Genomic DNA, 21,585 nt, shown 5'->3' with positions numbered 1-21,585 from the left:
AACCTGCCCCGTATGGCCCACGGCATCGCTTCCACCAGGACCGATCGAGCGCTCACCGTTCGGGAGCTGCTCGCCTCCGGAGAGCAGTCGTTTTCGTTCGAGTTCTTCGCGCCCAAGACGCCCAAGGGCGAACGGACGCTGTGGAACGCCATCAGGCGGATCGAGGCGGTCAGTCCGACCTTTGTCTCGGTGACGTACGGAGCCGGGGGTTCGTCCCGTGACGGGACAGTCCGGGCGACCGAGCGGATCGCCACCGACACCACGCTGACGCCGGTCGCGCACCTGACCGCGGTCAATCATTCGGTGGCTGAGCTGCGGAATGTCATCGGGCAGTACGCGGACGCCGGGATCCGGAACATGTTCGCGGTGCGCGGCGACCCGCCCGGCGACCCCAACGGCGAATGGATCACGCACCCGCAGGGTGTGACCTATGCCGCCGAGCTGGTCGAATTGATCAAGGAATCGGGCGACTTCTGCGTCGGTGTGGCGGCTTTCACGAATAAGCACCCGCGTTCTACGGACTGGGAGTCGGACATCCGGTACTTCGTGGAGAAGTGCCGCGCGGGCGCCGATTACGCGATCACCCAGATCTTCTATACCGCCGAGGAGTATCTCGGCCTGCGCGATCGCGTCGCGGCGACCGGCTGCGAGGTGCCGATCATCCCCGAGATCATGCCGGTGACCAAGGTCACCCAGATCGAGCGGTTCGCACAGTTGAGCAACTCGCCGTTCCCCCAGGACCTCGCGGATCGCATTCTCGCGGTCAAAGACGACGCGGCAGCAGTACGCTCCATTGGCATCGAGTACGCCACGAAGCTCTGCGAGCGGCTGCAGGCCGAGGGAGTCCCCGGCATGCACTTCATTACGATGAACCACTCCACGGCGACGCTGGAGATCTACGAGAACCTCGGACTGCGCCCGCAGTCCTGAACCCGACCAGCCGGATCAGCGGCGGAAGAGGGGCCCAGAAATGAGCCTGATGTGGATCGCCCTCTACATCGCGTTCGGCATTGTCGCGCTCTGGCTGCTCGGCGAGGTGCTGCTGCAGTACAAGGCCAGGCTGCGGTGGCGGCTGCTGGCCTTCTTCGGCTTCCTCGGCGTCGTGCTCGGCGTGCTGCAGGCGTCGGTGCCGATAATCGGCCTCGGCGTGATCATCTTCGGCATCGGCCAGGTCAAGGTCACGCTCTCCTACCGGCAGGGATACGACGCCGGCTGGGCCCTCCGCGGCGGCCCCGGGCGGCCGCCGATGCGGCGCCGCCCGCCCCGCGAGGAGGAGTACGAGCCGGAGCCCGCCTATGGCCCCGGCCCGGGCCAGGGGCGGTACGACGACGAGTTCGGCACCGACCCGGAGCCGCAGAACCCGTACGGCGAGCTGGCGGGCTACCAGGGCTACGAGCAGCAGCCGCAGGCGGCCGAGCAGACGGCGGAGTTCTCGCCGTTCGGCACCGGCCCGCAGCCGGTCTATCAGGCCGAGGCCGCGGGCTACGACCAGTACAGCGGCGCGTACGACACGGGCAATCACGGGACGCTCGCCGGGGCCGCGAGCTACGACACCGGTTACGACACGGGGCAGTACGCGACCCAGGGCTACGACACCGGGCAGTACGCCACGACGGGCTCGTACGACCAGGGCTACAGCGACCCGTACTCGGGCACCGAGTACGCCACCCCGACCTACTACGACGCCGCGCCGAACGGCTACGACACCAACGGCTACGGCTACGACACCGGGCAGTACCCGGCCCAGGGCTACGACTCGTCCTACCAGGCCACCCCGCCCCCGCCGGCGTACGACCCGAATGCCGCCTGGGTGCCGCAGCAGCGGGACGACAGCGGGCAGTACCCGGTCCAGGGGACCGGCTACGAGGAGCAGTACCGCTACTGAGAGCCGCGGAAGTCCGGGCCCTCCGTGATCAGGCCCGCGACCAGCGCGCCCGACATCCCCGCGTGCGCCAGCCCGCCGCCGGGGTGCGACCAGCCGCCGACGGCGTAGAGGCCGGGCAGCCGCGTCGCGTTCCGCCCCACCAGGTAGGCGCCGCCGGCCCCCGCCAGCGCCGGGCCCGGCACCGCGCCGCCGGCCGCGCCGGTCTCGGCCTCCGTGTCGGCGGGGGTACGGATCTCGCGCCACAGCACCCGTTCCGCCAGGCCGGGCAGCGCCGCCGTGGCGGCCTGCTGCATGCGGTCGGCGAAGTCTTCCGCGACGCCGGGCTCCGACCAGTTCCAGTCGGGGGCGGTGGCGGTCAGCGTCACGGCCTCGTGGGCGTCGTCCGGGCGCTGGGCGCTGTCGTCGGGGCGTAGGACCGTCACGGTGGGGGCGGTGGTCAGGGGGCCGCCGCGGAAGATCCAGTCCAGTTCGGCGGCGCGGTCCTGGGTGTGCACGACGGTGCGGTGCGCGGTGCCGGCGGGGCGGGCGCCGCGCAGCGCCAGGCAGACGGTCACGCGGCCGGGCATGCCCACCTGCGCCGCATCGTCAGGGGCCGCGGCGTCCGGGGCGTCGGCCGCGTCCTCGGCGCCGAGCCCGTCGAGCCGGGCGGGGGAGACGCCGGCGACGACCGCGTCCGCGTCCACCACCGTCCCGTCGGCGAGCTCCAGGCCCGCGGCCCGGTCCTCCTTGCGGACCAGGGCGGCGACGGGGGAGTCGAAGGTGAAGGTCACGCCGCGCTCGCGGCAGCGCTCGTAGACGGCGGTGGCCAGGGCCCGGATGCCGCCGTGGACGTACCAGACGCCGAAGGTCTGCTCCATGTACGGCAGCACGGCCGCGCTCGCGGGCGCGGTGCGCGGGTCGAAGCCGTACCCGAGGGCCTGGCTTTCCAGCAGCGCGGTCAGCCGCGGGTCGTGGAGCTCGTACGTCCCGATCTCGGCCAGCCGCCGGGAGTGCTGCTCGTGGCGGCGGCGGAGCAGCCCGCGGCGCTCGCTGACCGGCGGGTACGGGTCGTCGGCGAGGCCGGCCGCGCGCCAGTCGGCGGCCAGGGGCTCCTCCAGCAGCGGGCGGCGGGTGGCGTCCCAGGCGGCGCGGCCGCGGCCCAGCACCGCCGCCCAGCGGGCGCCGGTGCCGTGGCCGAGGGCGGCGTCGAGGGCGGCGGTGGCGCCGGCCTGGGAGGCGTTGGGGAGGGTGACCTCGGTGCTGTCGGCGAAGAGGTGCCGGGCGGCCGGGTCGACCGTGGTGAGGGAGACGCACTGCTCGAGCGGCTTGCGGCCGGTCTTGATGAACAGGTCGCGGTAGACCGCCGGGAGGCGGAGCAGGGCCGGGCCCGTATCGAAGCCGAAGCCGGCGCGCTCGAGGCGGCGCACGCCGCCGCCGTACGTGCTGCCGCGCTCGTGGACGGCCACGTCGTGGCCCGCGGTCGCCAGCCGGGCGGCCGCGGCCATGGCGCCCATTCCGGCGCCGATTACCGCAATCTGTGCCATGGCCTGGACCCTATCCGGCCGTCCTGGGCGCGCTGTTGGCGGCGCTCGCGTCTGCGGCGGCGGAATCTGCGGATCCGGTGGGCGAGGAAGATCAGGAGTACGAAGCCGAGCAGGAGCAGGATGCCGGCGATGGAGGCGGCGACCAGCGGGTGGAAGACCGCCAGGGTGACGAGGCTGCCGACGCCGAGGTCCTCGGCGGCGCTCATCAGGAAGTTGCTGACCGGCTCGGGGGAGGCGTTGATCGCCATCCGGGTGCCGGTCTTGACGACGTGGCTGGCGAGCGCCGTGGTGCCGCCGACGGCCCCGGCGGACAGCTCCTCCATCGACCCGCTCTGCCCGGCGAGGAGCGCGGCGACGCCGCTGCCGACGGTGGGGCGGATGAAGGTGGAGATCGTGTCCCAGAGGGAGTCGAGGTACGGGATCTTGTCGACGACGCCCTCGAAGAGGAGCAGCGCACCGGCGACGAACAGCACCTCGGGCTGCTGCATCGACTCGGGCACCTCGTCCGTGATCCCGGCGGAGCCGAGCAGGCCGAGGACCAGGACGACGGCGTAGGCGTTGATCCCGCTGGCCCAGCCGCTGGTGAACACCAGGGGAAGCACGGACACGCTGTGATCCTAGGCGGCGGGACGGCCGCCCGCCCGCCGACAGAAGTACGCCGCCCCGGAGCGGAACGATCCCCCGTCGCTCCGCGCCCGGGACGGCGCTTTTCCCTCCGGGGGCGGTCTCCCCCGGTTTCTCTCCCCGTTCCCCCGTACGGTCCGGCCGGGCGGTCCGTCCTCCGCCGCCCCGTGTCGGCGGTGTCCGGTCGTTCGGCCTTTCCGTGAGCATCACTCTGCCGGTCGGGGGAGGGCCGTCCCATCCGCGCGCGTACTCATCTCACCGACTAGGTACGCGTACTCAGGCCTGCGCATTCATCCCTAGTTGCCTGGTCAGGGCCGATTGTCAGTGGCGTGGCGCACTATGGGCACATACGAACGACAGGAGGTTCGTCATGGCAGTCAAGTCGACACGCCGAGCGGCTGCTGTACGCGGGGCCGCTGCGTCCGGCAGTTCTGCGTACGACCCCCAATCCGTGCCGCGCCGCGCACCCGTGTCCCGTGCGGCGCTCGAGCTCCTCGCCCAGGCCCATGCGGCCCTGGAGGAGGCGGCCGTGCTGGAGACGGCCAACGAGCGGTATGCCACCGCGCATCTGGCCGCGCTGCGGACCGCGGCGGCGGTGCTGGCCGTCCGTGCGCAGCCGGAGCCCCCGCGCAGCAGGCGCAAGCGGATCCGCAGCGCCTGGGAGGTGCTGCCGGAGGCGGCGCCCGAGCTGTCCGAGTGGAGCGCGCTGTTCGCCGCCGGCGCCCGGCTGCGGGCGCGCGCCGAGGCGGGCATACAGGGCGCGGTCAGCTGGCGGGACGCCGACGATCTGGTGCGCGAGGCCGGGATGTTCGTCCGGATCGTGGAGCGGATGCTCGTCGTCGATCCGATGCTGCCGCGGCAGAACGAGGGCGAGGCGGCGTCGGGCTGAGCGGGTGCGCCTGAGGTCGGGTCTGACGTCGGGCCTGGTGCCGGGCCTCACGCCGGGCCTGACCTCGGGCTTGCCGCTCACGGGGGCGGGGGTGCGCTCGTCTAAGCTGGGGCGCGCCCTGCCCCGCTGGTGCCTTGAGGAGCCGTGCCGATGTCCGCAGTGCCGCCCGAAGGACCCGTTGAACACGGAGCCGACCCGCAGCTGGGCCGGTCCCGGATGCGTACGGCCGTGGTGTGGGAGGTGCTCAGGGAAGCGCTGGACGGCCGGGTCGAGCAGGGGCCCGGGCGGGAGCTCGACGTGCTGGACACCGGTGGCGGCGCCGGGCACTTCGCGGTGCCGGTGGCCCGGCTCGGCCATCGCGTCACGGTCGTCGACCCGTCGCCGAACGCGCTGTTCGCCCTGGAGCGGCGCGCCGCCGACGCGGGCGTCGCCGACCGGGTGCGCGGCGTGCAGGGCGATGTGCACGGCCTCTTCGACGTCGCCGAGCGGGACGGATACGACGCGGTGCTGTGCCACGGCGTGCTCGAGTACGTCGACGATCCGGCCGAGGGGCTGCGCAATGCCGCGGCCGCGCTGCGGCCCTCCGGGCTGCTCAGCGTGCTCGCCCCCGGGCTCGGCGGCGCGGTGCTGGCGCGCGCCCTCGCCGGCCACTTCTCGGACGCCCGGCGGGCCTTGACCGGGACCGACGGGCGCTGGGGCGAGGGCGATCCGGTGCCGCGGCGGTTCACGGCGGAACAGCTGACGTCGCTGGTCGGGGACGCCGGGCTCGAGATCCGCTCGGTGCACGGGGTGCGGATCTTCTCCGATCTCGTAGGCGGCCTCGAGGAGCAGGAGCCGGGTGCCGTCGAGGCGCTGCTGGAGCTGGAGCGGGCGGCCGCGCAGCGCCCGGATTTCCACTCCGTGGCGAGCCGGTTGCACGTGCTCGCAACCCGCAAGTAACCAGGTTCCGGCCCGGAAGTGATTTCTTCCGCGAGGGTGGGCACAGGTCAGGCAGAGGTGCAGTGGGCCACAGGCCACCCGTTCGGCCGCATCGCCCCGTATCATTACGAGACACGGTCCGGCATGGCGGATCGGCGGATTTGGCGTTGAGGGGCGGTTTCACGGGGGCGGATCCCTGCATATCCTGAAGGGGACATCCCCGGTCCGGGCCAGCCCCCCGCGACCGACGAGTAGGAGGACTCCGTGCCGCTCTCGGAGCACGAGCAGCGCATGCTCGAGCAGATGGAGCGAGCGCTGTATGCCGAAGATCCCAAATTCGCGACAGCGCTTGAGGGAAGCGGGCTGCGGACGTACACCCGGAGACGGGTGTACCAGGCAGTCGCGGGCTTCCTGGTGGGTATCGCCCTCCTCATGGCCGGAATGGTCGCGCAGCAGATCTGGGTCAGCGTGGTGGGCTTCCTCGTCATGCTGGGATGTGCGGTGCTGGCTGTGACCGGCTGGAGGAAGGCTGCGAAGCCCGGCGAGCAGCAGGCCGAGGGTGCGGAGGCCTCCGGCGGTGCGCCCGCCGGTCCTTCCGGGCCTTCGCGTGGTGCCCGCGGTTCCCGTCGGCCGGGGCGGCAGCGCCGCTCCATGATGAACCGGATCGAGGAGCGGTGGCAGCGCCGCCGCGACGAGCAGCAATAGCGCTGCGCTAGCGCATCCGGCGAAGCGGGGTGGGGCATCGGGGACCGGTGCCCTGCCCCGCTTTGCGCTGCGCGCGCTGCGCCGGCTTCGGCTCGGTGCGGGTTGGTCCGGCGGGTGCGGAAACGTCCTGGGCCAGCCCGTCCCGCCTTGCGGGACGCCCTCCCCCGGAGCCGCGCCCTGGCCCCGGAGTCGCTCTCCTACGCGCCCTCCTCCGAGGGCCTGCGGCGGAGGCCGCGGAGGCTCCGGAGCCAGCGTTCTGACAGGGCTGACCAGCGGCGGGACCAGGACCACAGGATTCTGACCGACGAGCGCGGAGCGATCGTGGCGCGGATGCGGGTCCAGCGGCCGGCGCTGGCCGAGAGGGCCGCGCGGACGCGCGTGACGTCGTCCGTCAGGGTCGTCGGGGGGTGCGGGGACGGGGCGTAGAGGACCTGTTCCACCGCTGCCGCCGCGCGGTAGGCGGACGTGCGGGCGTCCGTGTCCAGGGAGGCGAAGCGGACCAGGCGGGAGATCATCGTTCTGGGGGTCTGGGCCTCGTCGGGCCAGAGGCCGAAGTCCCAGGCCGAGTCGGTGAGTTCGCGCCAGGCGCGCAGGGTGTCGCCGGAGGCCAGCCGGCGGCGGCGCTCCCGGATCCGCCACAGCATCGGCAGCGCGGGCAGGACCAGCAGCGCCAGTATGCCCACGGCCGCCGCCGTGGCCGTTCCGCCGGGCCAGCCGGAATTCGAGCCCGGATCGGCGCCCGGAGCCTGCTCGTCCGTCTCGCAGTTACCCGAACGGCGTAGCGCCGCCGGGCAATCGCTGGTCGAGGACGACGGCGACGGCGAGGCGTCCGCGCTCTCCGAGGGCTCCGGCGTGCTGCTGCTGGGGGAGCTGCCGCCGGACGGGGTCTGGTCGAGCGTGTAGTCCGGCGCCTCGCCGCGGGTCGGGGTCGGCTCGAAGCGGGTCCAGCCGACGCCCTGGAAGAACAGCTCGGGCCAGGCGTGGGCGTCCTTCAGGCCCACCGACATCGAGCTGTCGCCCTGCGCGTCGCCCGGCGTGTAGCCGACCGCGACCCGGGCCGGGATGCCCAGGGTGCGGGCCATCGCCGCCATGGTGAAGGAGAAGTGGACGCAGAATCCCTCCTTGTTGCGGAGGAATTTCACGATCGCGCGCGGGTCCTCGGGATTGAGGGCCACCTCGGTCGAGTACTCGAAGTTGCTGGTGAAGTAGCGCTGCAGCGACAGCGCCCGCTCGTAGTCGTTCGTGTCGCCGGCGGTGATCTTACGGGCCTGCTCCAGCACCTCGCCGGGCAGCGAGTCCGGCACCCGCGTGTACTCCCGGCGCAGCGGCTCGGGCGCCGCCGGGGCCGTGGCCAGCTGCTCGGCGGTCGGCTCCAGCTGCAGGCTGGTGACCTGGTATTCGGCGCCCGCCGTGGTCCGGCCGTGATCGCCGATCACCGAGCGGCCCTCCGGCTCATACCGCCAGCCGTCGCGCGCGCTCACCTTCAGCGCCGGATACGGCATCGGCAGCCACTGCTGGCGGTACCAGTCGGAGACCTTGACGTCGAGGCTGAACGGGTCGGCCTTCACCTCGGACCTGGTGTAGCCGGCGGGCTGGGGCAGGTTCTCCGGGACGCCCTGGATGTCGCGCTTGGCGGTGGTCCACGAGGTGCCGTCGAACTGGTCGAGCGCGACGAAGCGCATGTACACATCGCGGTCGGTGCGCTTGTCGGAGGTGCGGTAGCGGAGCACCTCGCGGTTTTCCGGCTGGTTCAGGGACTGCTGCAGGCGCACGATCGGGTTCACCGCCGAGACCGTGCCGCCGCCGCCCGGGCCTTCCCCGCCGCCAGTACGGCCGTCCAGCAGGCCGCCGCTGAGCTCCGGCAGCACCGCGGGCGTGAGCAGCGCGATGCCCAGCGCCATGGCGCCGATCCTGCGGCCCGTACGCACCGGGCTGACCGGGCGTGAGCCGCCGTCGCCGAGCGGGTCCTGGGCGGCGGGGGTGCGGGGCGCGCCGCCGCCGAACATCCGGCCCCACTGCACCAGGCGTTCGCGGCCCTCGGCGAGCAGGAGCAGCAGATAGCCGGACCCGGCGAGCAGGAACCAGATCCAGCGGGTGCCCTCCTGGTTGAGACCGGCCGCCACCGAGTACAGCGCCAGCAGCGGCAGTCCGGCCGGCGCGGCGCTGCGGTACGTCACGGCGAGGGCGTCCACGAGCAGCGCCACGCCCGCGATGCCGCTGAGCAGCAGCAGCCGGATGCCGTCGGAGACCGGCGCCGGGATCGCGTACCGCGAGACGTCGTCGGTGCCCTCCTGGTAGAGCTGGCTGAACTCCTCGATCGACTGCGGGCCCGGGATCACCCCGGCCAGCGCCTGCCCAGGGGTGAAGATCACGGTGAGCACCAGCAGCGCCACGACCACCTGCGCCAGCACGGTCAGCGGCCGCGCCAGCGGCACGCGGCGGGCCAGCGCGCCCGCGCCCGTGACCATCACGACCAGGAAGATCGCCTGGAAGTACCAGCCGGCACCGTCCGTCAGCGGCATCAGCGCCGTGCCCGCGAGCAGCGTCGCCGCCGCCGCGCACACCGCCAGCCGGGCCCGTCCGCTCAGCATCCCCGCCCCACCTCACGCATCTGGCCTACGCCCCCGCCTTCGTCCCCTGGATCCGGCTCGAGTGCTGCTCGGCCTGCCGCCACAGATCCGGCAGCGGCTGCCCCGGGCGTACCGGCAGCGCCGTCCAGCCGGCCTCGCGCAGCATCCGCACATGGTCGTCGGTGGCGGACGGCTCGGCGTCCTGCGCCCACGCGGCGCCGTCCATCACGAACGCGACCGCCGCCGTGGTGCGCTGCCGCATCCGGGCCACGGTCGCGGCCGACTCGTCGTCCAGCTCGCCGAGGAACGCCACCAGCAGCCCCTCGTGCCCCGAGCGCAGCACGTCGTACGCCGCCGCGATGTCCTCGCCGTCGGAGTGGTCGATCACCGCGAGGGTGTCCAGCATCAGCCCGGCGGCGTCCGCCGACTCGGGGCTCTGCTGCGCGCCGCCGAGGGCGTCGGGCCCCGGCACGCTGTCGCCGGTGTCGGTCAGCAGCCGCACCGAGAAGCCGCGCTCCAGCATGTGCAGCGCCGCCGAAGCGGCCCCGGAGACCGCCCACTCGAAGGCGGAGTCGGGCCCGGCGCCGTAATAGCCGTCCGCGCGGGTGTCCAGCAGCACGGTGCAGCCGGCCCGCTGCGGCTGCTCCTCGCGGCGCACCATCAGCTCGCCGTACTTGGCGGTGGAGCGCCAGTGCACCCGGCGCAGGTCGTCGCCGTGCCGGTACTCGCGCGGCAGGACGTCGTCCTCGCCGGCCAGCGCGAGCGCGCGGTGCCGCCCGTCGCCGAAGCCGGTGGTCTCGCCGGCCAGCCGCACCGGCGCCAGGGCCTCGGTCCGCGGCACCACGGTGAGCGTGTCGTACGCGCTGAAGGACCTGGTCAGCTCGCACATCCCGAACGGGTCGGTGAGCCGCAGCTGCAGCGGCCCCAGCGGATAGCGGCCGCGCAGGTCGGAGCGGACCCGGTAGGACACCTCGCGGCGCCCGGTCGGCTCCACCCGGTCCAGCACGAAGCGCGGCCGGGGGCCGAGGACGTACGGGACCCGGTCCTGGAGCATCAGCAGGCCGGTCGGCAGCCGGGAGACATTGTCCAGCCGCAGGTGCACCCGCGACTCCGAGCCCGCCGGGACGCGGGCGGGGGAGAGGCGGCGTGATCCCGCGACCCGGTAGCGGGTGCGGTGCAGCACCAGGGCGCACACCAGCGGCAGCGCGGCCAAAAGCAGGCCGACGCGGAGCAGATCGGACTGGCCGAGGACGTAACTGCAGATGACCGCGGCGATCCCGGCCGCGAGAAAGGACCGGCCGCGGGTGGTGGTGGCAGCCAGCGCCGCGCGCAGCCCGCCGCTCGTCCGCCCCGACGCCGAGGCGTCGGGGGCAGGCGCTCGATCCTGCCCGGGTGCCGCCTGGGCGGACATCAGAAGCCCCGGGAGCCCGGCGGTCGTTGTCCGTAAGGACCGGATGGCTGCTCGGTGTGCAGCCGGGCGGCGACATTGGAGGCGCCACCGTGGTCCGGCGTCGGTACGGGGGTGCGCTGCAGGATCTCGGCGACGATCTGCTCGGCGGTGCGGCGGTTCAACTGCGCCTGCGCCGTGGGCAGCAGCCGGTGCGCCAGCACGGCGACGGCGAGCTGCTGCACATCGTCCGGCAGCACGAACTCCCGCCCGGCCAGCGCCGACGACGCCTTCGCCGCCCGCAGCAGCTGCAGCGTGGCGCGCGGCGAGGCGCCGAGGCGCAGCTCCGGGTGGTTACGGGTGGCGGTGACCAGATCGACCGCGTACCGCCGGACGGAGTCGGCGACATGGACGCCGCGGACCGCGTCGATCAGCTTGGAGATGTCGTGCGCGTGCGCCACCGGCTGCAGGTCGGCGAGCGGATTCACGCCGCCGTGCACGTCCAGCATCTCCAGCTCGGCGGCCGCCGACGGATAGCCGATGGACAGTCGCGCCATGAAACGGTCCCGCTGCGCCTCCGGCAGCGGATACGTTCCTTCCATCTCGATCGGGTTCTGCGTGGCCACCACCATGAAGGGGTTGGGCAGTTCGTACGTCTGCCCGTCGATGGTGACCTGCCGCTCCTCCATCGACTCCAGCAGCGCCGACTGGGTCTTCGGCGAGGCGCGGTTGATCTCGTCGCCGATGACTATCTGCGCGAAGATGGCGCCCGGCTTGAACTCGAAGTCCCGCCGCTGCTGGTCGAAGACGCTCACCCCCGTGATGTCCGAGGGCAGCAGGTCGGGCGTGAACTGGATCCGCCGCACCGAGCAGTCGATCGACTTGGCAAGTGCCTTGGCCAGCATCGTCTTACCGACGCCCGGCACATCCTCGATCAGCAGATGCCCCTCGGCGAGCAGCACCGTGAGCGAGAGCCTGACGGCCTCCGGCTTCCCCTCGATGACGCTCTCCACCGACCGCCGCACCTGCTCAGCGGTGGATGTCAGATCGCTGAGGTTCGCTCGCTCGTCATAGGTCGTCACCCGGCCCTCCTCGGCCCAATACTCCCCGATACGCGTGGTCCTGCCCGGTGGACGAGACCACACTCGCATTCTTGCTGCCGAAGACCGCTTCCGTCACTCGCCTGCCATGATTCAGGTGAACGAGCGGGCGTACCGGATTGTTTCAGGTCCGCTCAAAGTCCTTTCAGGACGCCACGGGGCCGGGTGTGACCTCGCGCAGCAGGCCGGTGTGCACATCGAAGACAAATCCGCGCACATCGTCGGTGTGCAGCAGGAACGGCGAGGTGCGCACCTTCTGGATCGACTGCCGTACGTCCTGATCCACGTCGCGGAACGCCTCCACCGCCCAGGTCGGCCGCTGCCCGACCTCGGCCTCCAGCTCGTACCGGAAGTCCTCGCTCAGCCGCTCCAGGCCGCAGCCGGTGTGGTGGATCAGCGCCACGCTGCGGGTGCCCAGCGCGCGCTGGCTGATCGTCAGGGAGCGGATGATGTCGTCGGTGACGACGCCGCCGGCGTTACGGATGGTGTGGCAGTCGCCCAGCTCGAGGCCGAGGGCCTCGTGCAGGTCGAGGCGGGCGTCCATGCAGGCGACGATCGCGACCCGGAGGACCGGGGAGGCGTCCATGCCGGGGTCGGTGAAGGTCTCGGCGTAGGTGCGATTGGCCTCCACGAGGCGGTCGATGACCGCGCCGTTGTCGGCGGAGTCGCTGTCAGCGGGCTCGGGCAGCGGCTTGGCCGCGGATATCGGCATACCCAGACGGTAACCGGAGCCGGGCCGCGCGTCATCGGCACCCCTGGTCCAGGCGGCTCGCCACCGGCGGCGACCCCCGCACCCTGACCGATTTTGCGATTCGTCTTCGGTATGGTGACGCGCGTGGCGCCAGCGGCCGGGCCTCCCTCCCCCTTCCCCTTCAGGCGGGCGGGAGCCCAGCCGCGATGCGCGCGGTGTGCGCGGGGTGCGTGCGGTACGCGCGGTGCGTGCGGCTGTTCCGCCGCGTCTTTTCGCGGAGGGTGAATGTCGGAGGCAATGGTGAGCAGCGCACGCCACGTTCCAGTCATGCTGCAGCGGTGTCTGGACCTGCTGGCCCCGGCGCTGCAGGGGCCGGACGCGGTGGTGGTGGACTGCACGCTCGGCCTCGGCGGCCACAGCGAGGCGCTGCTGGCCAACTTCCCCGAGGTGCGGCTGATCGGGCTCGACCGCGACACCGCGGCCCTCGACCTCTCCCGGGAGCGACTGGCGCCCTACGCCGATCGGGTGAGCCTGGTCCACGCGGTGTACGACGAACTGCCCGAGGTGCTCGCGGAGCTGGGCATCGAGCGGGTGCAGGGCGTGCTCTTCGACCTCGGCGTGTCGTCGATGCAGCTGGACGAGGCGGACCGCGGATTCGCGTACGCGCAGGACGCGCCGCTGGACATGCGGATGGACCAGACCCGGGGGGTCAGCGCGGCGGAGGTGCTCAACACGTATCCGCCGGGGGAGCTGGTGCGGATCCTGCGCGCTTACGGCGAGGAGAAGCAGGCCAAGCGGATCGTCTCTGCGGTGGTCAAGGAGCGTGCGAAGGAACCGTTCAGCGGGAGCGCGCGGCTGGTCGAGGTCATCCGCGACGCGCTGCCGCAGGCGGTGAAGCGGACCGGGGGCAACCCGGCGAAGCGCACCTTCCAGGCGCTGCGGATCGAGGTGAACGGCGAGCTGGAGGTGCTGCAGCGGGCGATCCCGGCGGCGGTGGACGCGCTGGCCGTGGGCGGGCGGATCGCCGTGCTGTCGTACCACTCGCTGGAGGACCGGCTGGTCAAGCAAGTGTTCGCGGCGGGAGCTGCGGATACGGCGCCGCCGGGGATGCCGGTGGTGCCGGAGGAGTTCCAGCCGCGGCTGAAGCTCCTCACCCGGGGGGCCGAGCTGCCGACCGAGGACGAGGTCGCGGAGAACCGGCGCGCGGCCCCTGCGCGGTTCCGGGGGGCGGAGCGGATCCGGGAGGCGGTGGCGTGAGGCGGCGGTTCTCGTGGGCGGTGCCGAGCGGGGCGACCTCCGCCGCGCGGACGCCGTTCGTGCTGCTGGTGGTGGTGCTGCTGGGCGCCGGGCTCATCGCCCTGCTGCTGCTCAACTCCGCCGTCAACCAGGGGTCGTTCCAGCTGAACAAGCTCAAGCGGGAGACCACCGAGAAGACCGATCAGGAGCAGGAGCTGCAGCGGGCCGTCGACGGGTACTCGGCGCCGGACGCGCTGGCGCGCCGTGCGCGGGAGCTCGGGATGGTGCCGGGCGGGCCGCCTGTCTTTCTGGAGCCGGGCGGGAAGGTGCGCGGGCAGCCGAGTCCGGCCGCGGCGCCGTCCGCGCCCGCACCTGCGCGTGAGAGGAGCGGGGAATGAGCGAGCGCCGGCGGCCCGTGCCGCGGCCCGCACAGCGCGACGCCGGGGCGCAGCGGCTGCGGCTGGCCGCGGCCCGCCCGCGATTGCGGCTGGTCAGCGTCGGGCTGACGCTCGTGATGCTGGTCTTCACCGTGCGGCTGCTGCAGGTGCAGGCCGTCGACGCGTCGGAGTTCTCGGACAAGGCGAAGCTCAATCGGTACGTGCCGATCGAGCTGGCCGCGGAGCGGGGCCGGATCACCGACCGGGACGGCACGCTGCTCGCCACCAACGTCGACGCGTACGACATCACCGCCGACCCGCTCCTCTTCACCCCGGAGCAGTCCGGCACCAAGGACGCCCCGAAGCGCGCGGCCGAGAAGCTCGCGCCCGTACTCGGGAAGGACGCGGCCGAGCTGGAGAAGAAGCTGGCCGCGCCGAAGTCGCGGTATGTGCGCCTCGCCCGGCAGCAGACGCCGCAGACCTGGAAGCACATCAAGAAGATGAAGGAGAAGACGACCTATCTCGCGGGCGTCTTCGCCGAGGAGCAGGCCAAGCGGGTCTATCCGAACGGCGACCTGGCCGCCGGGATGCTGGGCTGGGTCAACGCCGAGGGCAAGGGCGGCGGCGGGGTCGAGGGCACGCTGAACAAGACCCTGTCCGGCAAGGACGGCAAGCTCGTCTACGCCCAGTCCGCCGGGCGCCGTATCCCCACCGCCGGATCCCGGGAGGTGCCGCCGGAGCCGGGCGACGACGTCGAGCTGACCATCGACCGGGACATCCAGTGGGCGGCCCAGGACGCCCTCTCGCAGCAGGTGAAGAAGTCGAACGCCGAGCGCGGTTACGTGGTCGTGCAGGACACGCGGACGGGGCAGATTCTGGCGCTGGCCAATGCCCCCGGCTTCGACCCCAATGACATCTCGGGCAGCCGTTCCGACGCGCTCGGCAATGCCGCGCTGACCGATGTCTACGAGCCCGGCAGCGTGAACAAGGTCATCTCCATGTCCGCCGTTCTGGAGGAGGGCGCGGCGGTCCCGTCCACGCACGTGACGGTGCCGAATACGCTGCAGCGCGCCGACCGCGTCTTCCACGACGACGTCGACCACCCGACCTGGTACCTGACCCTCAACGGCGTGCTCGCCAAGTCCAGCAACATCGGCACCATCCTGGCCACCGAGCAGCTGGGCGACTCGCAGCCGGAGGCGAACCAGGTGCTGCACTCCTACCTGCGCAAGTTCGGCCTCGGCGCGGAGACCGGGCTCGGGCTGCCGGAGAGCCCCGGGCTGCTGGCGAAGCCGAAGGACTGGAACGCCTCGCAGCAGTACACGATCCCGTTCGGCCAGGGCCTGTCGCTGAACGCCGTACAGGCCGCGTCGGTGTACTCCACCATCGCCAACGGCGGGATCCGGGTGCAGCCGAGCCTGATCCGCGGCAGCAAGGGCCCGGACGGGCACTTCACCGAGTCCGGGGAGCCGAAGCAGCGGCGCGTCGTCAGCGAGAAGACCGCGAAGACCGTGTCGAAGATGCTGGAATCCGTGGTGGACGACGAGGAGGGCACCGGCGTGCTCGCCCGGATGCCGGGCTACCGGGCGGCGGGCAAGACCGGTACGTCGAACCGCGTCGACCCCGACACCGGCCGCTACAACGGCTACACCGCGTCCTTCGCCGGCTTCGCCCCCGCCGACAAGCCCCGGGTGACCGTCTACTGCGCCGTCCAGGACCCGAAGAAGGGCAGCTACTTCGGCGGCCAGGTCTGCGGCCCGGTCTACAAGAAAGTGATGGAATTCGCGCTGAAGACCCTCCAGGTCCCCCCGACCGGGGCGAAGCCGCCGCGGCTGCCGGTGACGTTCGAGCCCGGTGAGAAGAGCGAGAAGAGCGGGAAGAAGCGGTGAGCGCACGTACGAACGGCGGCCCGCAGGCCCGCCCAGCAGGACAGGAAGCCGCCCCGACCGGGCCGGAGGGCCCCTCGCTTCGCGACGCGGCGGTGGAGCCCGGTACGCTCACCGCCGTGCCCCACCCTGATCAGTCCCACGAAAGCCGGCCGGCGCCCCCCGCCGCCACGCCGCCGGGCCCGCCCCGCCCGGAGCGGGTGACGCCCGCGCCACTGCCGGAGCTCGCCGCGCGGCTGGGCATCGACGCCCCCGCCGGCGCTCCCGCCGAGGTGGCCGCGACCGGCATCACGCACGACTCCCGGGCGGTACGTCCCGGCGACATCTATGCCGCCCTGCCCGGCGCCCGCTTCCACGGCGCCGACTTCGCCGCCCAGGCCGCCGACCTCGGCGCCGCCGCCGTCCTCACCGACCCGCAGGGCAGCGACCGCGCCGCCGCCACCGGTCTTCCGGTGCTGGTGGTGGGCGACCCGCGGGGCCGGATGGGCGAGCTGGCCGCCGAGATCTACGGCGAGCCGGGCAACGACCTGCTGCAGATCGGCATCACCGGCACGAGCGGCAAGACCACGACCGCGTATCTGGTCGAGGGCGGCCTGCGCGCCGTGGTGGAGAAGGCGGGCACCGGCCAGACCGGGCTCATCGGCACCGTCGAGATGCGCATCGGCGATGAGCGGATCAAGTCCGAGCGCACCACGCCCGAGGCCACCGACCTGCAGGCGCTGTTCGCGGTGATGCGCGAACGCGGCGTCTCGGCCGTGGCGATGGAGGTCTCCAGCCACGCGCTGGTCCTCGGCCGGGTCGACGGCTGCGTCTTCGACGTCGCGGTCTTCAACAACCTCAGCCCCGAACACCTCGACTTCCACCCGGACATGGAGGACTACTTCCGGGCGAAGGCGCAGCTGTTCACCAAGGCCCGGGCCAAGAAGGGCGTCGTCAACCTCGACGACGAGTGGGGCCAGCGCCTCGTCACCGAGTCCGAGATCCCGGTGACCACCTTCTCCGCCGAGGGCCACCCGGACGCCGACTGGCGGGCCGAGGACGTCGAGATCGGGCCGCTCGGTTCGACCTTCACCGTCCGCGGCCCGGACGGCGTCGTCCTGCACGCCGAGGCCCCGCTGCCCGGCGCCTTCAACGTCTCCAACACGCTCGCCGCCATCACCGCCCTCGCCGTCGCGGGCGCCGACCCGGCCACCGCCGCGGCGGGCGTCGCGGCCGTGCCCGGCGTCCCGGGCCGGCTCGAGCGGGTGGACGCGGGCCAGCCGTACCTGGCGGTCGTCGATTACGCGCACAAGCCCGACGCCGTCGAGTCCGTACTGCGCGCCCTGCGCAAGGTCACCGAGGGCAAGGTGCACGCCGTCCTCGGCTGCGGCGGCGACCGCGACCCGCACAAGCGCGCCGCGATGGGCGCCGCCCTGGCCCGGCTCTCGGACACCGCGATCCTCACCTCGGACAACCCGCGCGGCGAGGACCCCCTCGCGATCCTCGCGGCGATGCTCGCGGGCGCGGCCGAGGTCCCCGTGCACGAGCGCGGCGAGGTGCTGCTCGGCGAGGACCGCGCGGTGGCCATCGAGATGGCCGTCGGCCGCGCGAAACCGGGCGATACGGTCCTGGTGGCCGGCAAGGGCCACGAACAGGGGCAGGACACGGCCGGCGTCGTGCGCCCCTTCGACGACCGCGTGGAGCTGCGGCAGGCGATCGAGCGCAGGCAGCGAGGTGACGCGTGATCCCGCTGACGCTCACCGAGATCGCCTCGATCACCGGCGGCACCCTGCACGACGTGCCGGACGCCGAGGCGCAGGTCACCGCTCCCGTGGTGATCGACTCCCGTAAGGCAGGACCCGGCAGCCTCTTCGCGGCCTTCGCCGGCGAGCACGTGGACGGCCACGACTACGCCGGCAAGGCGATCGAGACCGGCGCCACCGCGGTGCTCGCGACCCGGCCCGTCGGCGTACCGGCCGTCGTCGTCGACGACGTCCCGGCGGCGCTGGCCACCCTCGCGCAGCACGTCGTGGCCCGGCTGACGGACACCACCGTCGTCGGCCTCACCGGCTCCTCGGGCAAGACCAGCACGAAGGACCTGCTGGCCCAGCTGCTGCAGCGGCTCGGCCCGACGGTCTACACGTACGGGTCCTTCAACAACGAGATCGGTCACCCGGTCACCGCCCTCGAGGCGGACGCCGGCACCAAGAACCTGATCCTGGAGATGGGCGCCCGCGGCATCGGCCACATCCGCAGCCTCGCCGCGACCACCCCGCCGCGGATCGGTCTGGTGCTCAACGTCGGCACCGCGCACATCGGCGAGTTCGGCGGCCGCGAGCAGATCGCGCAGGCGAAGGGCGAGCTGGTCGAGGCGCTCCCGGAGGACGGCGTGGCCGTGCTCAACGCCGACGACCCCCTCGTACGGGCCATGGCGGACCGGACGAAGGCGCGCGTCGTCCTCTTCGGCGAGGACCCGGAGGCGGCGATCCGCGCCGGAGATGTCCGCCTCACCGACGACGGCCGCCCGGCGTTCACGCTGCACACCCCCTCCGGTGCGGCCCCCGTGATCTTGAAGCTGTACGGTGAGCACCACGTCTCGAACGCGCTCGCCGCCGCCGCGGTCGCCCACGAGCTGGGCCTCCCGCCGCAGGAGATCGCCGAAGCACTCGGCGCGGCACAGCCGCTCTCCCGCTGGCGGATGGAGGTCAGCGAGCGCGCCGACGGCGTCACGGTCATCAACGACGCCTACAACGCCAACCCCGACTCCATGCGGGCCGCGCTCCGCGCGCTGGTCGCCATGGGGCGCGGTAAGAAGACCTGGGCGGTACTGGGCACGATGGCCGAGCTCGGCGGGGAATCGTTGGCCGAGCACGACGGGGTGGGCCGGCTAGTCGTACGGCTCAACGTCAGCAAGCTCGTGGCGGTCGGCGGCCAAGAGGCCGCCTGGCTGGACATGGGCGCCAAGAACGAGGGTTCGTGGGGTGAGGAGTCGGTGCACGTGTCCGACGCCGATGCGGCGATCGAGCTGCTGCGCGGCGAGCTGCGTCCGGGGGATGTGGTGCTGGTGAAGGCATCGCGGTCCGTCGGTCTCGAGCGAGTCGCCGAGGCTCTCCTGAAGGAAGAAGACCAGGAGGCCGCGGCCCGATGAGGCAAATCCTCTTCTCCGGAGCCCTCGGGCTCTTCTTCTCCCTGATCGGTACCCCGCTGCTGATCAGACTCCTGGCCTCGCGCGGCTACGGCCAGATGATCCGCGACGACGGCCCGCAGGCGCACCACAGCAAGCGCGGCACGCCGACGATGGGCGGCATCGCCTTCATCCTGGCGACGCTGGTGGCGTACGCGCTGACGAAGCTGATCACGGGAAGCTCACCGAGCTTCTCGGGTCTCCTCGTCCTCTTCCTGATGGCGGGCCTCGGCCTGGTCGGCTTCCTGGACGACTACATCAAGATCGTCAAGCAGCGCTCGCTCGGCCTGCGCGCGAAGGCGAAGATGTCCGGCCAGTTCATCGTCGGCATCGCCTTCGCCATCCTGGCCCTGAACTTCGAGGACAAGCGCCAGCTCACCCCGGCGTCGACGAAGCTGTCCTTCACCCAGGACTTCGGCTGGACGCTCGGCCCGGTGATCTTCGTGATCTGGGCGCTGTTCATGATCCTGGCGATGTCCAACGGCGTGAACCTGACCGACGGCCTCGACGGCCTCGCGACGGGCGCCTCGGTGATGGTCTTCGGCGCGTATGTCTTCATCGGCGTCTGGCAGTACCAGGAGTCCTGCCGCAACGCGCCCACGCTGACGAATCCGGCGGCCTGTTACGACGTCCGAGATCCACTCGACCTGGCGGTCGTGGCGGCAGCGCTCATGGGCGCCTGCTTCGGCTTCCTGTGGTGGAACACGTCCCCGGCCAAGATCTTCATGGGCGACACCGGCTCGCTGGCGCTGGGCGGCGCCCTCGCAGGCCTGGCGATCGTCTCCCGTACGGAGCTCCTCCTGGCGCTCCTCGGCGGCCTCTTCGTCCTGATCACCATGTCGGTCGTGATCCAGGTCGGCTCGTTCCGTATGACGGGCAAACGGGTCTTCAGAATGGCGCCACTCCAGCATCACTTCGAGCTCAAGGGCTGGAGCGAAGTGCTGGTGGTGGTCAGATTCTGGATCATCCAGGGCATGTTCGTGATCACCGGCCTCGGCATCTTCTACGCGGGATGGGCAGCGGGTAAGTGAGCGAGGACTTCTCGGGCCGCTCGGTTACGGTCGCCGGGCTCGGCGTCTCGGGCGTACCGACGGCCAAGGCCCTGCACCGCCTGGGCGCGAAGGTCACGGTCGTCAACGGCAGCGACGACGACCGGGCGCGCTCGCAGGCGGCCGAGCTGGAGGCGCTGGGCCTGACGGTGCGGCTGGGCGACGGCGAGACGCTGCCGCCCGGCACGGAGCTGGTCGTCACCACGCCCGGCTGGAAGCCGTCGAGCCCGCTCTTCGCGGCGGCCGAGGCCGCCGGCGTAGCGGTGTGGGGCGACGTGGAGCTCGCCTGGCGCCTGCGCGGCCCGAACGCGGCCGACTGGCTGGCGATCACGGGCACGAACGGCAAGACCACGACCGTGAAGATGCTGGCGTCGATGCTGGAGGCCGCGGGCCTGCGCACGGCCGCGGTCGGCAACATCGGCGTCCCGCTGGTGGACGTGGTCCTGGGCGACGAGCCGTACGACGTCCTGGCGGTGGAGCTGTCGAGCTACCAGCTGCACTGGGCCCCGTCGCTGCGCGTCCACTCGGCAGCCGTCCTCAACCTGGCCCCCGACCACCTCGACTGGCACGGCTCCATGGAGGCGTACGCCGCCGACAAGGGCCGCATCTACGAGGGCAACCAGGTCGCCTGCGTCTACAACGTCGCCGACCCGGCCACGGAGGACCTGGTCCGCGAGGCCGACGTGGTGGAGGGCTGCCGCGCCATCGGCTTCACCCTCGGCACCCCGGCCCCGTCCCAGCTCGGCGTGGTGGAAGGCCTGCTGGTCGACCGCGCCTTCGTGGACGACCGCCGGCAGAATGCCCAGGAGCTGGCCGCGGTCACGGACGTCCACCCGACGGTCCCGCACAACATCGCCAACGCCCTGGCCGCGGCGGCGCTGGCGCGCGCCTACGGCGTGGAACCGGCGGCGATCAGACAGGGCCTGCTGAACTTCCGCCCGGACGCGCACCGCATCGCCCACGTCGCGGACGTGGCCGGCGTCGCGTATATCGACGACTCCAAGGCCACGAACACACACGCCGCGGAGGCCTCGCTGGCCGCGTACGAGCACATCGTCTGGATCGCGGGCGGCCTGGCGAAGGGCGCGGAGTTCGACGACCTGGTCGCGAAGGCGGCGCCGCGGCTGCGCGGGGTGGTCCTGATCGGCGCGGAGCGCGGACTGATCCGCGAGGCCCTGGAGCGGCAGGCGCCGGACGTCCCGGTGGTGGACCTGGACCGTACGGACGAGGGCGCGATGGCGGCGGCGGTCGCGGCGGCGGCGCGACTCGCGGAAGAGGGCGACACCGTGTTGTTGGCGCCCGCGTGCGCTTCGATGGATATGTTCACCAACTACAACGTTCGTGGCGACATGTTCGCCGCAGCAGTACGCGAGATGGTCTAGCCGCACGGGGCTCCCCGGAGGCGGGGCCTGGAGGGGCAAAGATGACGCTCAAGGCCGGGACGCACTCTCCAGCCCGTCCGGCGTTTGAGGACGAGGCGCGCAGCGCCGAAGGGGGTCCGGGGGCGGAGCCCCCGGAGACTCGGGCAGAGGCGGGTCTGGGGCGCATCGCATGACGCGACCGCCGTCTTCAGCCCTGTCTC

Annotated in this window: 18 protein-coding genes; 12 read left to right on the top strand and 6 right to left on the bottom strand. The window is 72.5% G+C overall.

From position 1 onward, the window contains the following. Positions 1-12 precede the first annotated feature (12 nt). Both metF and G5C51_RS21515 read left to right on the top strand, forming a co-directional pair. The gene (metF, locus tag G5C51_RS21520) at positions 13-930 is read left to right on the top strand and encodes a methylenetetrahydrofolate reductase [NAD(P)H] (RefSeq protein ID WP_165239780.1); all 918 of its coding nucleotides are present in this window, start codon (positions 13-15) and stop codon (positions 928-930) included. 40 nt (positions 931-970) lie between these two features. Further along, on the top strand, positions 971-1,885 hold the full coding sequence (locus tag G5C51_RS21515; RefSeq protein WP_240929834.1) for a hypothetical protein: 915 nt from the start codon (positions 971-973) through the stop codon (positions 1,883-1,885). Here the strand turns inward: G5C51_RS21515 and G5C51_RS21510 are convergent. Together G5C51_RS21510 and G5C51_RS21505 are read right to left on the bottom strand one after the other, a co-directional pair. Further along, on the bottom strand, positions 1,879-3,408 hold the full coding sequence (locus G5C51_RS21510; protein WP_206314156.1) for a phytoene desaturase family protein: 1,530 nt from the start codon (positions 3,406-3,408) through the stop codon (positions 1,879-1,881). The genes G5C51_RS21515 and G5C51_RS21510 overlap by 7 nt on opposite strands. Then, positions 3,390-4,016, bottom strand: a complete 627-nt coding sequence (locus G5C51_RS21505) for a DUF4126 family protein (RefSeq protein ID WP_165239779.1) — start codon at positions 4,014-4,016, stop codon at positions 3,390-3,392. The genes G5C51_RS21510 and G5C51_RS21505 overlap by 19 nt, the downstream gene beginning before the upstream one ends. Positions 4,017-4,402: 386 nt before the next feature. Between G5C51_RS21505 and G5C51_RS21500 the strand changes: the two genes are divergently transcribed. The 3 genes from G5C51_RS21500 (at position 4,403) to G5C51_RS21490 (ending at position 6,544) form a co-directional block, all read left to right on the top strand. Further along, the gene (locus G5C51_RS21500; RefSeq protein ID WP_165239778.1) at positions 4,403-4,921 is read left to right on the top strand and encodes an SAV_6107 family HEPN domain-containing protein; all 519 of its coding nucleotides are present in this window, start codon (positions 4,403-4,405) and stop codon (positions 4,919-4,921) included. Between the two features lie 216 nt (positions 4,922-5,137). Then, entirely contained in the window at positions 5,138-5,860 is a 723-nt protein-coding gene (locus G5C51_RS21495; protein WP_420824839.1) for a methyltransferase, read from the top strand. 243 nt (positions 5,861-6,103) lie between these two features. Next, entirely contained in the window at positions 6,104-6,544 is a 441-nt protein-coding gene (locus G5C51_RS21490) for a DUF3040 domain-containing protein (protein ID WP_165239776.1), read from the top strand. A gap of 197 nt (positions 6,545-6,741) precedes the next feature. Here G5C51_RS21490 and G5C51_RS21485 read toward each other — a convergent pair whose 3' ends face one another. The 4 genes from G5C51_RS21485 to G5C51_RS21470 all read right to left on the bottom strand — a co-directional run bounded on the left by G5C51_RS21485 (position 6,742) and on the right by G5C51_RS21470 (position 12,313). After that, positions 6,742-9,132 carry a transglutaminase TgpA family protein gene (locus tag G5C51_RS21485; protein ID WP_165239789.1) on the bottom strand — a complete coding sequence of 797 codons (2,391 nt, stop codon included), beginning with the start codon at positions 9,130-9,132 and terminating at the stop codon, positions 6,742-6,744. A 28-nt stretch (positions 9,133-9,160) separates the two neighbouring features. Then, positions 9,161-10,525: a DUF58 domain-containing protein gene (locus tag G5C51_RS21480; protein ID WP_165239775.1), complete on the bottom strand. Its 1,365-nt coding sequence runs from the start codon at positions 10,523-10,525 to the stop codon at positions 9,161-9,163. Further along, positions 10,525-11,583, bottom strand: a complete 1,059-nt coding sequence (locus G5C51_RS21475; protein ID WP_165239774.1) for an AAA family ATPase — start codon at positions 11,581-11,583, stop codon at positions 10,525-10,527. Before G5C51_RS21475 ends, G5C51_RS21480 begins: the two co-directional genes overlap by 1 nt. A gap of 163 nt (positions 11,584-11,746) precedes the next feature. Then, positions 11,747-12,313, bottom strand: coding sequence for a beta-class carbonic anhydrase (locus tag G5C51_RS21470; protein ID WP_165239773.1), 567 nt, complete (start codon positions 12,311-12,313; stop codon positions 11,747-11,749). 279 nt (positions 12,314-12,592) lie between these two features. On the opposite strand from G5C51_RS21470, the gene rsmH reads away from it, so the two are divergent. The 7 genes from rsmH to murD all read left to right on the top strand — a co-directional run bounded on the left by rsmH (position 12,593) and on the right by murD (position 21,385). Further along, positions 12,593-13,549 (top strand): 16S rRNA (cytosine(1402)-N(4))-methyltransferase RsmH, encoded by a 957-nt coding sequence (rsmH, locus tag G5C51_RS21465; protein ID WP_165239772.1) that lies wholly within the window; start codon positions 12,593-12,595, stop codon positions 13,547-13,549. Then, complete coding sequence (ftsL, locus tag G5C51_RS21460; protein WP_165239771.1) at positions 13,546-13,926, top strand: cell division protein FtsL; 381 nt, start codon at positions 13,546-13,548, stop codon at positions 13,924-13,926. Before rsmH ends, ftsL begins: the two co-directional genes overlap by 4 nt. Next, positions 13,923-15,794 (top strand): peptidoglycan D,D-transpeptidase FtsI family protein, encoded by a 1,872-nt coding sequence (locus G5C51_RS21455; RefSeq protein WP_165239770.1) that lies wholly within the window; start codon positions 13,923-13,925, stop codon positions 15,792-15,794. The genes ftsL and G5C51_RS21455 overlap by 4 nt, the downstream gene beginning before the upstream one ends. Before the next feature lie 116 nt (positions 15,795-15,910). Further along, a complete protein-coding gene (locus tag G5C51_RS21450) occupies positions 15,911-17,515 on the top strand; it encodes a UDP-N-acetylmuramoyl-L-alanyl-D-glutamate--2,6-diaminopimelate ligase (RefSeq protein WP_165239788.1) in 1,605 nt (534 codons plus the stop codon). After that, complete coding sequence (locus G5C51_RS21445; protein ID WP_165239769.1) at positions 17,512-18,918, top strand: UDP-N-acetylmuramoyl-tripeptide--D-alanyl-D-alanine ligase; 1,407 nt, start codon at positions 17,512-17,514, stop codon at positions 18,916-18,918. Before G5C51_RS21450 ends, G5C51_RS21445 begins: the two co-directional genes overlap by 4 nt. Then, complete coding sequence (gene mraY, locus G5C51_RS21440) at positions 18,915-19,985, top strand: phospho-N-acetylmuramoyl-pentapeptide-transferase (RefSeq protein WP_165239768.1); 1,071 nt, start codon at positions 18,915-18,917, stop codon at positions 19,983-19,985. The genes G5C51_RS21445 and mraY overlap by 4 nt, the downstream gene beginning before the upstream one ends. Then, positions 19,982-21,385, top strand: a complete 1,404-nt coding sequence (gene murD, locus G5C51_RS21435) for a UDP-N-acetylmuramoyl-L-alanine--D-glutamate ligase (RefSeq protein ID WP_165239767.1) — start codon at positions 19,982-19,984, stop codon at positions 21,383-21,385. The genes mraY and murD overlap by 4 nt, the downstream gene beginning before the upstream one ends. Positions 21,386-21,585 lie beyond the last annotated feature (200 nt).

This window comes from Streptomyces coryli (assembly GCF_011044975.1).
Taxonomy (GTDB): Bacteria; Actinomycetota; Actinomycetes; order Streptomycetales; family Streptomycetaceae; genus Streptomyces; species Streptomyces coryli.
This window is presented reverse-complemented; position numbering and strand designations above follow the sequence as displayed.

Coding starts and splice junctions, on each gene's coding strand:
- metF (WP_165239780.1), top strand. CDS start 13: ATGGCCCACGGCATCGCTTCCACCAGGACCGATCGAGCGCTCACCGTT.
- G5C51_RS21515 (WP_240929834.1), top strand. CDS start 971: ATGAGCCTGATGTGGATCGCCCTCTACATCGCGTTCGGCATTGTCGCG.
- G5C51_RS21510 (WP_206314156.1), bottom strand. CDS start 3,408: ATGGCACAGATTGCGGTAATCGGCGCCGGAATGGGCGCCATGGCCGCG.
- G5C51_RS21500 (WP_165239778.1), top strand. CDS start 4,403: ATGGCAGTCAAGTCGACACGCCGAGCGGCTGCTGTACGCGGGGCCGCT.
- G5C51_RS21495 (WP_420824839.1), top strand. CDS start 5,138: ATGCGTACGGCCGTGGTGTGGGAGGTGCTCAGGGAAGCGCTGGACGGC.
- G5C51_RS21480 (WP_165239775.1), bottom strand. CDS start 10,525: ATGTCCGCCCAGGCGGCACCCGGGCAGGATCGAGCGCCTGCCCCCGAC.
- G5C51_RS21470 (WP_165239773.1), bottom strand. CDS start 12,313: ATGCCGATATCCGCGGCCAAGCCGCTGCCCGAGCCCGCTGACAGCGAC.
- G5C51_RS21455 (WP_165239770.1), top strand. CDS start 13,923: ATGAGCGAGCGCCGGCGGCCCGTGCCGCGGCCCGCACAGCGCGACGCC.
- mraY (WP_165239768.1), top strand. CDS start 18,915: ATGAGGCAAATCCTCTTCTCCGGAGCCCTCGGGCTCTTCTTCTCCCTG.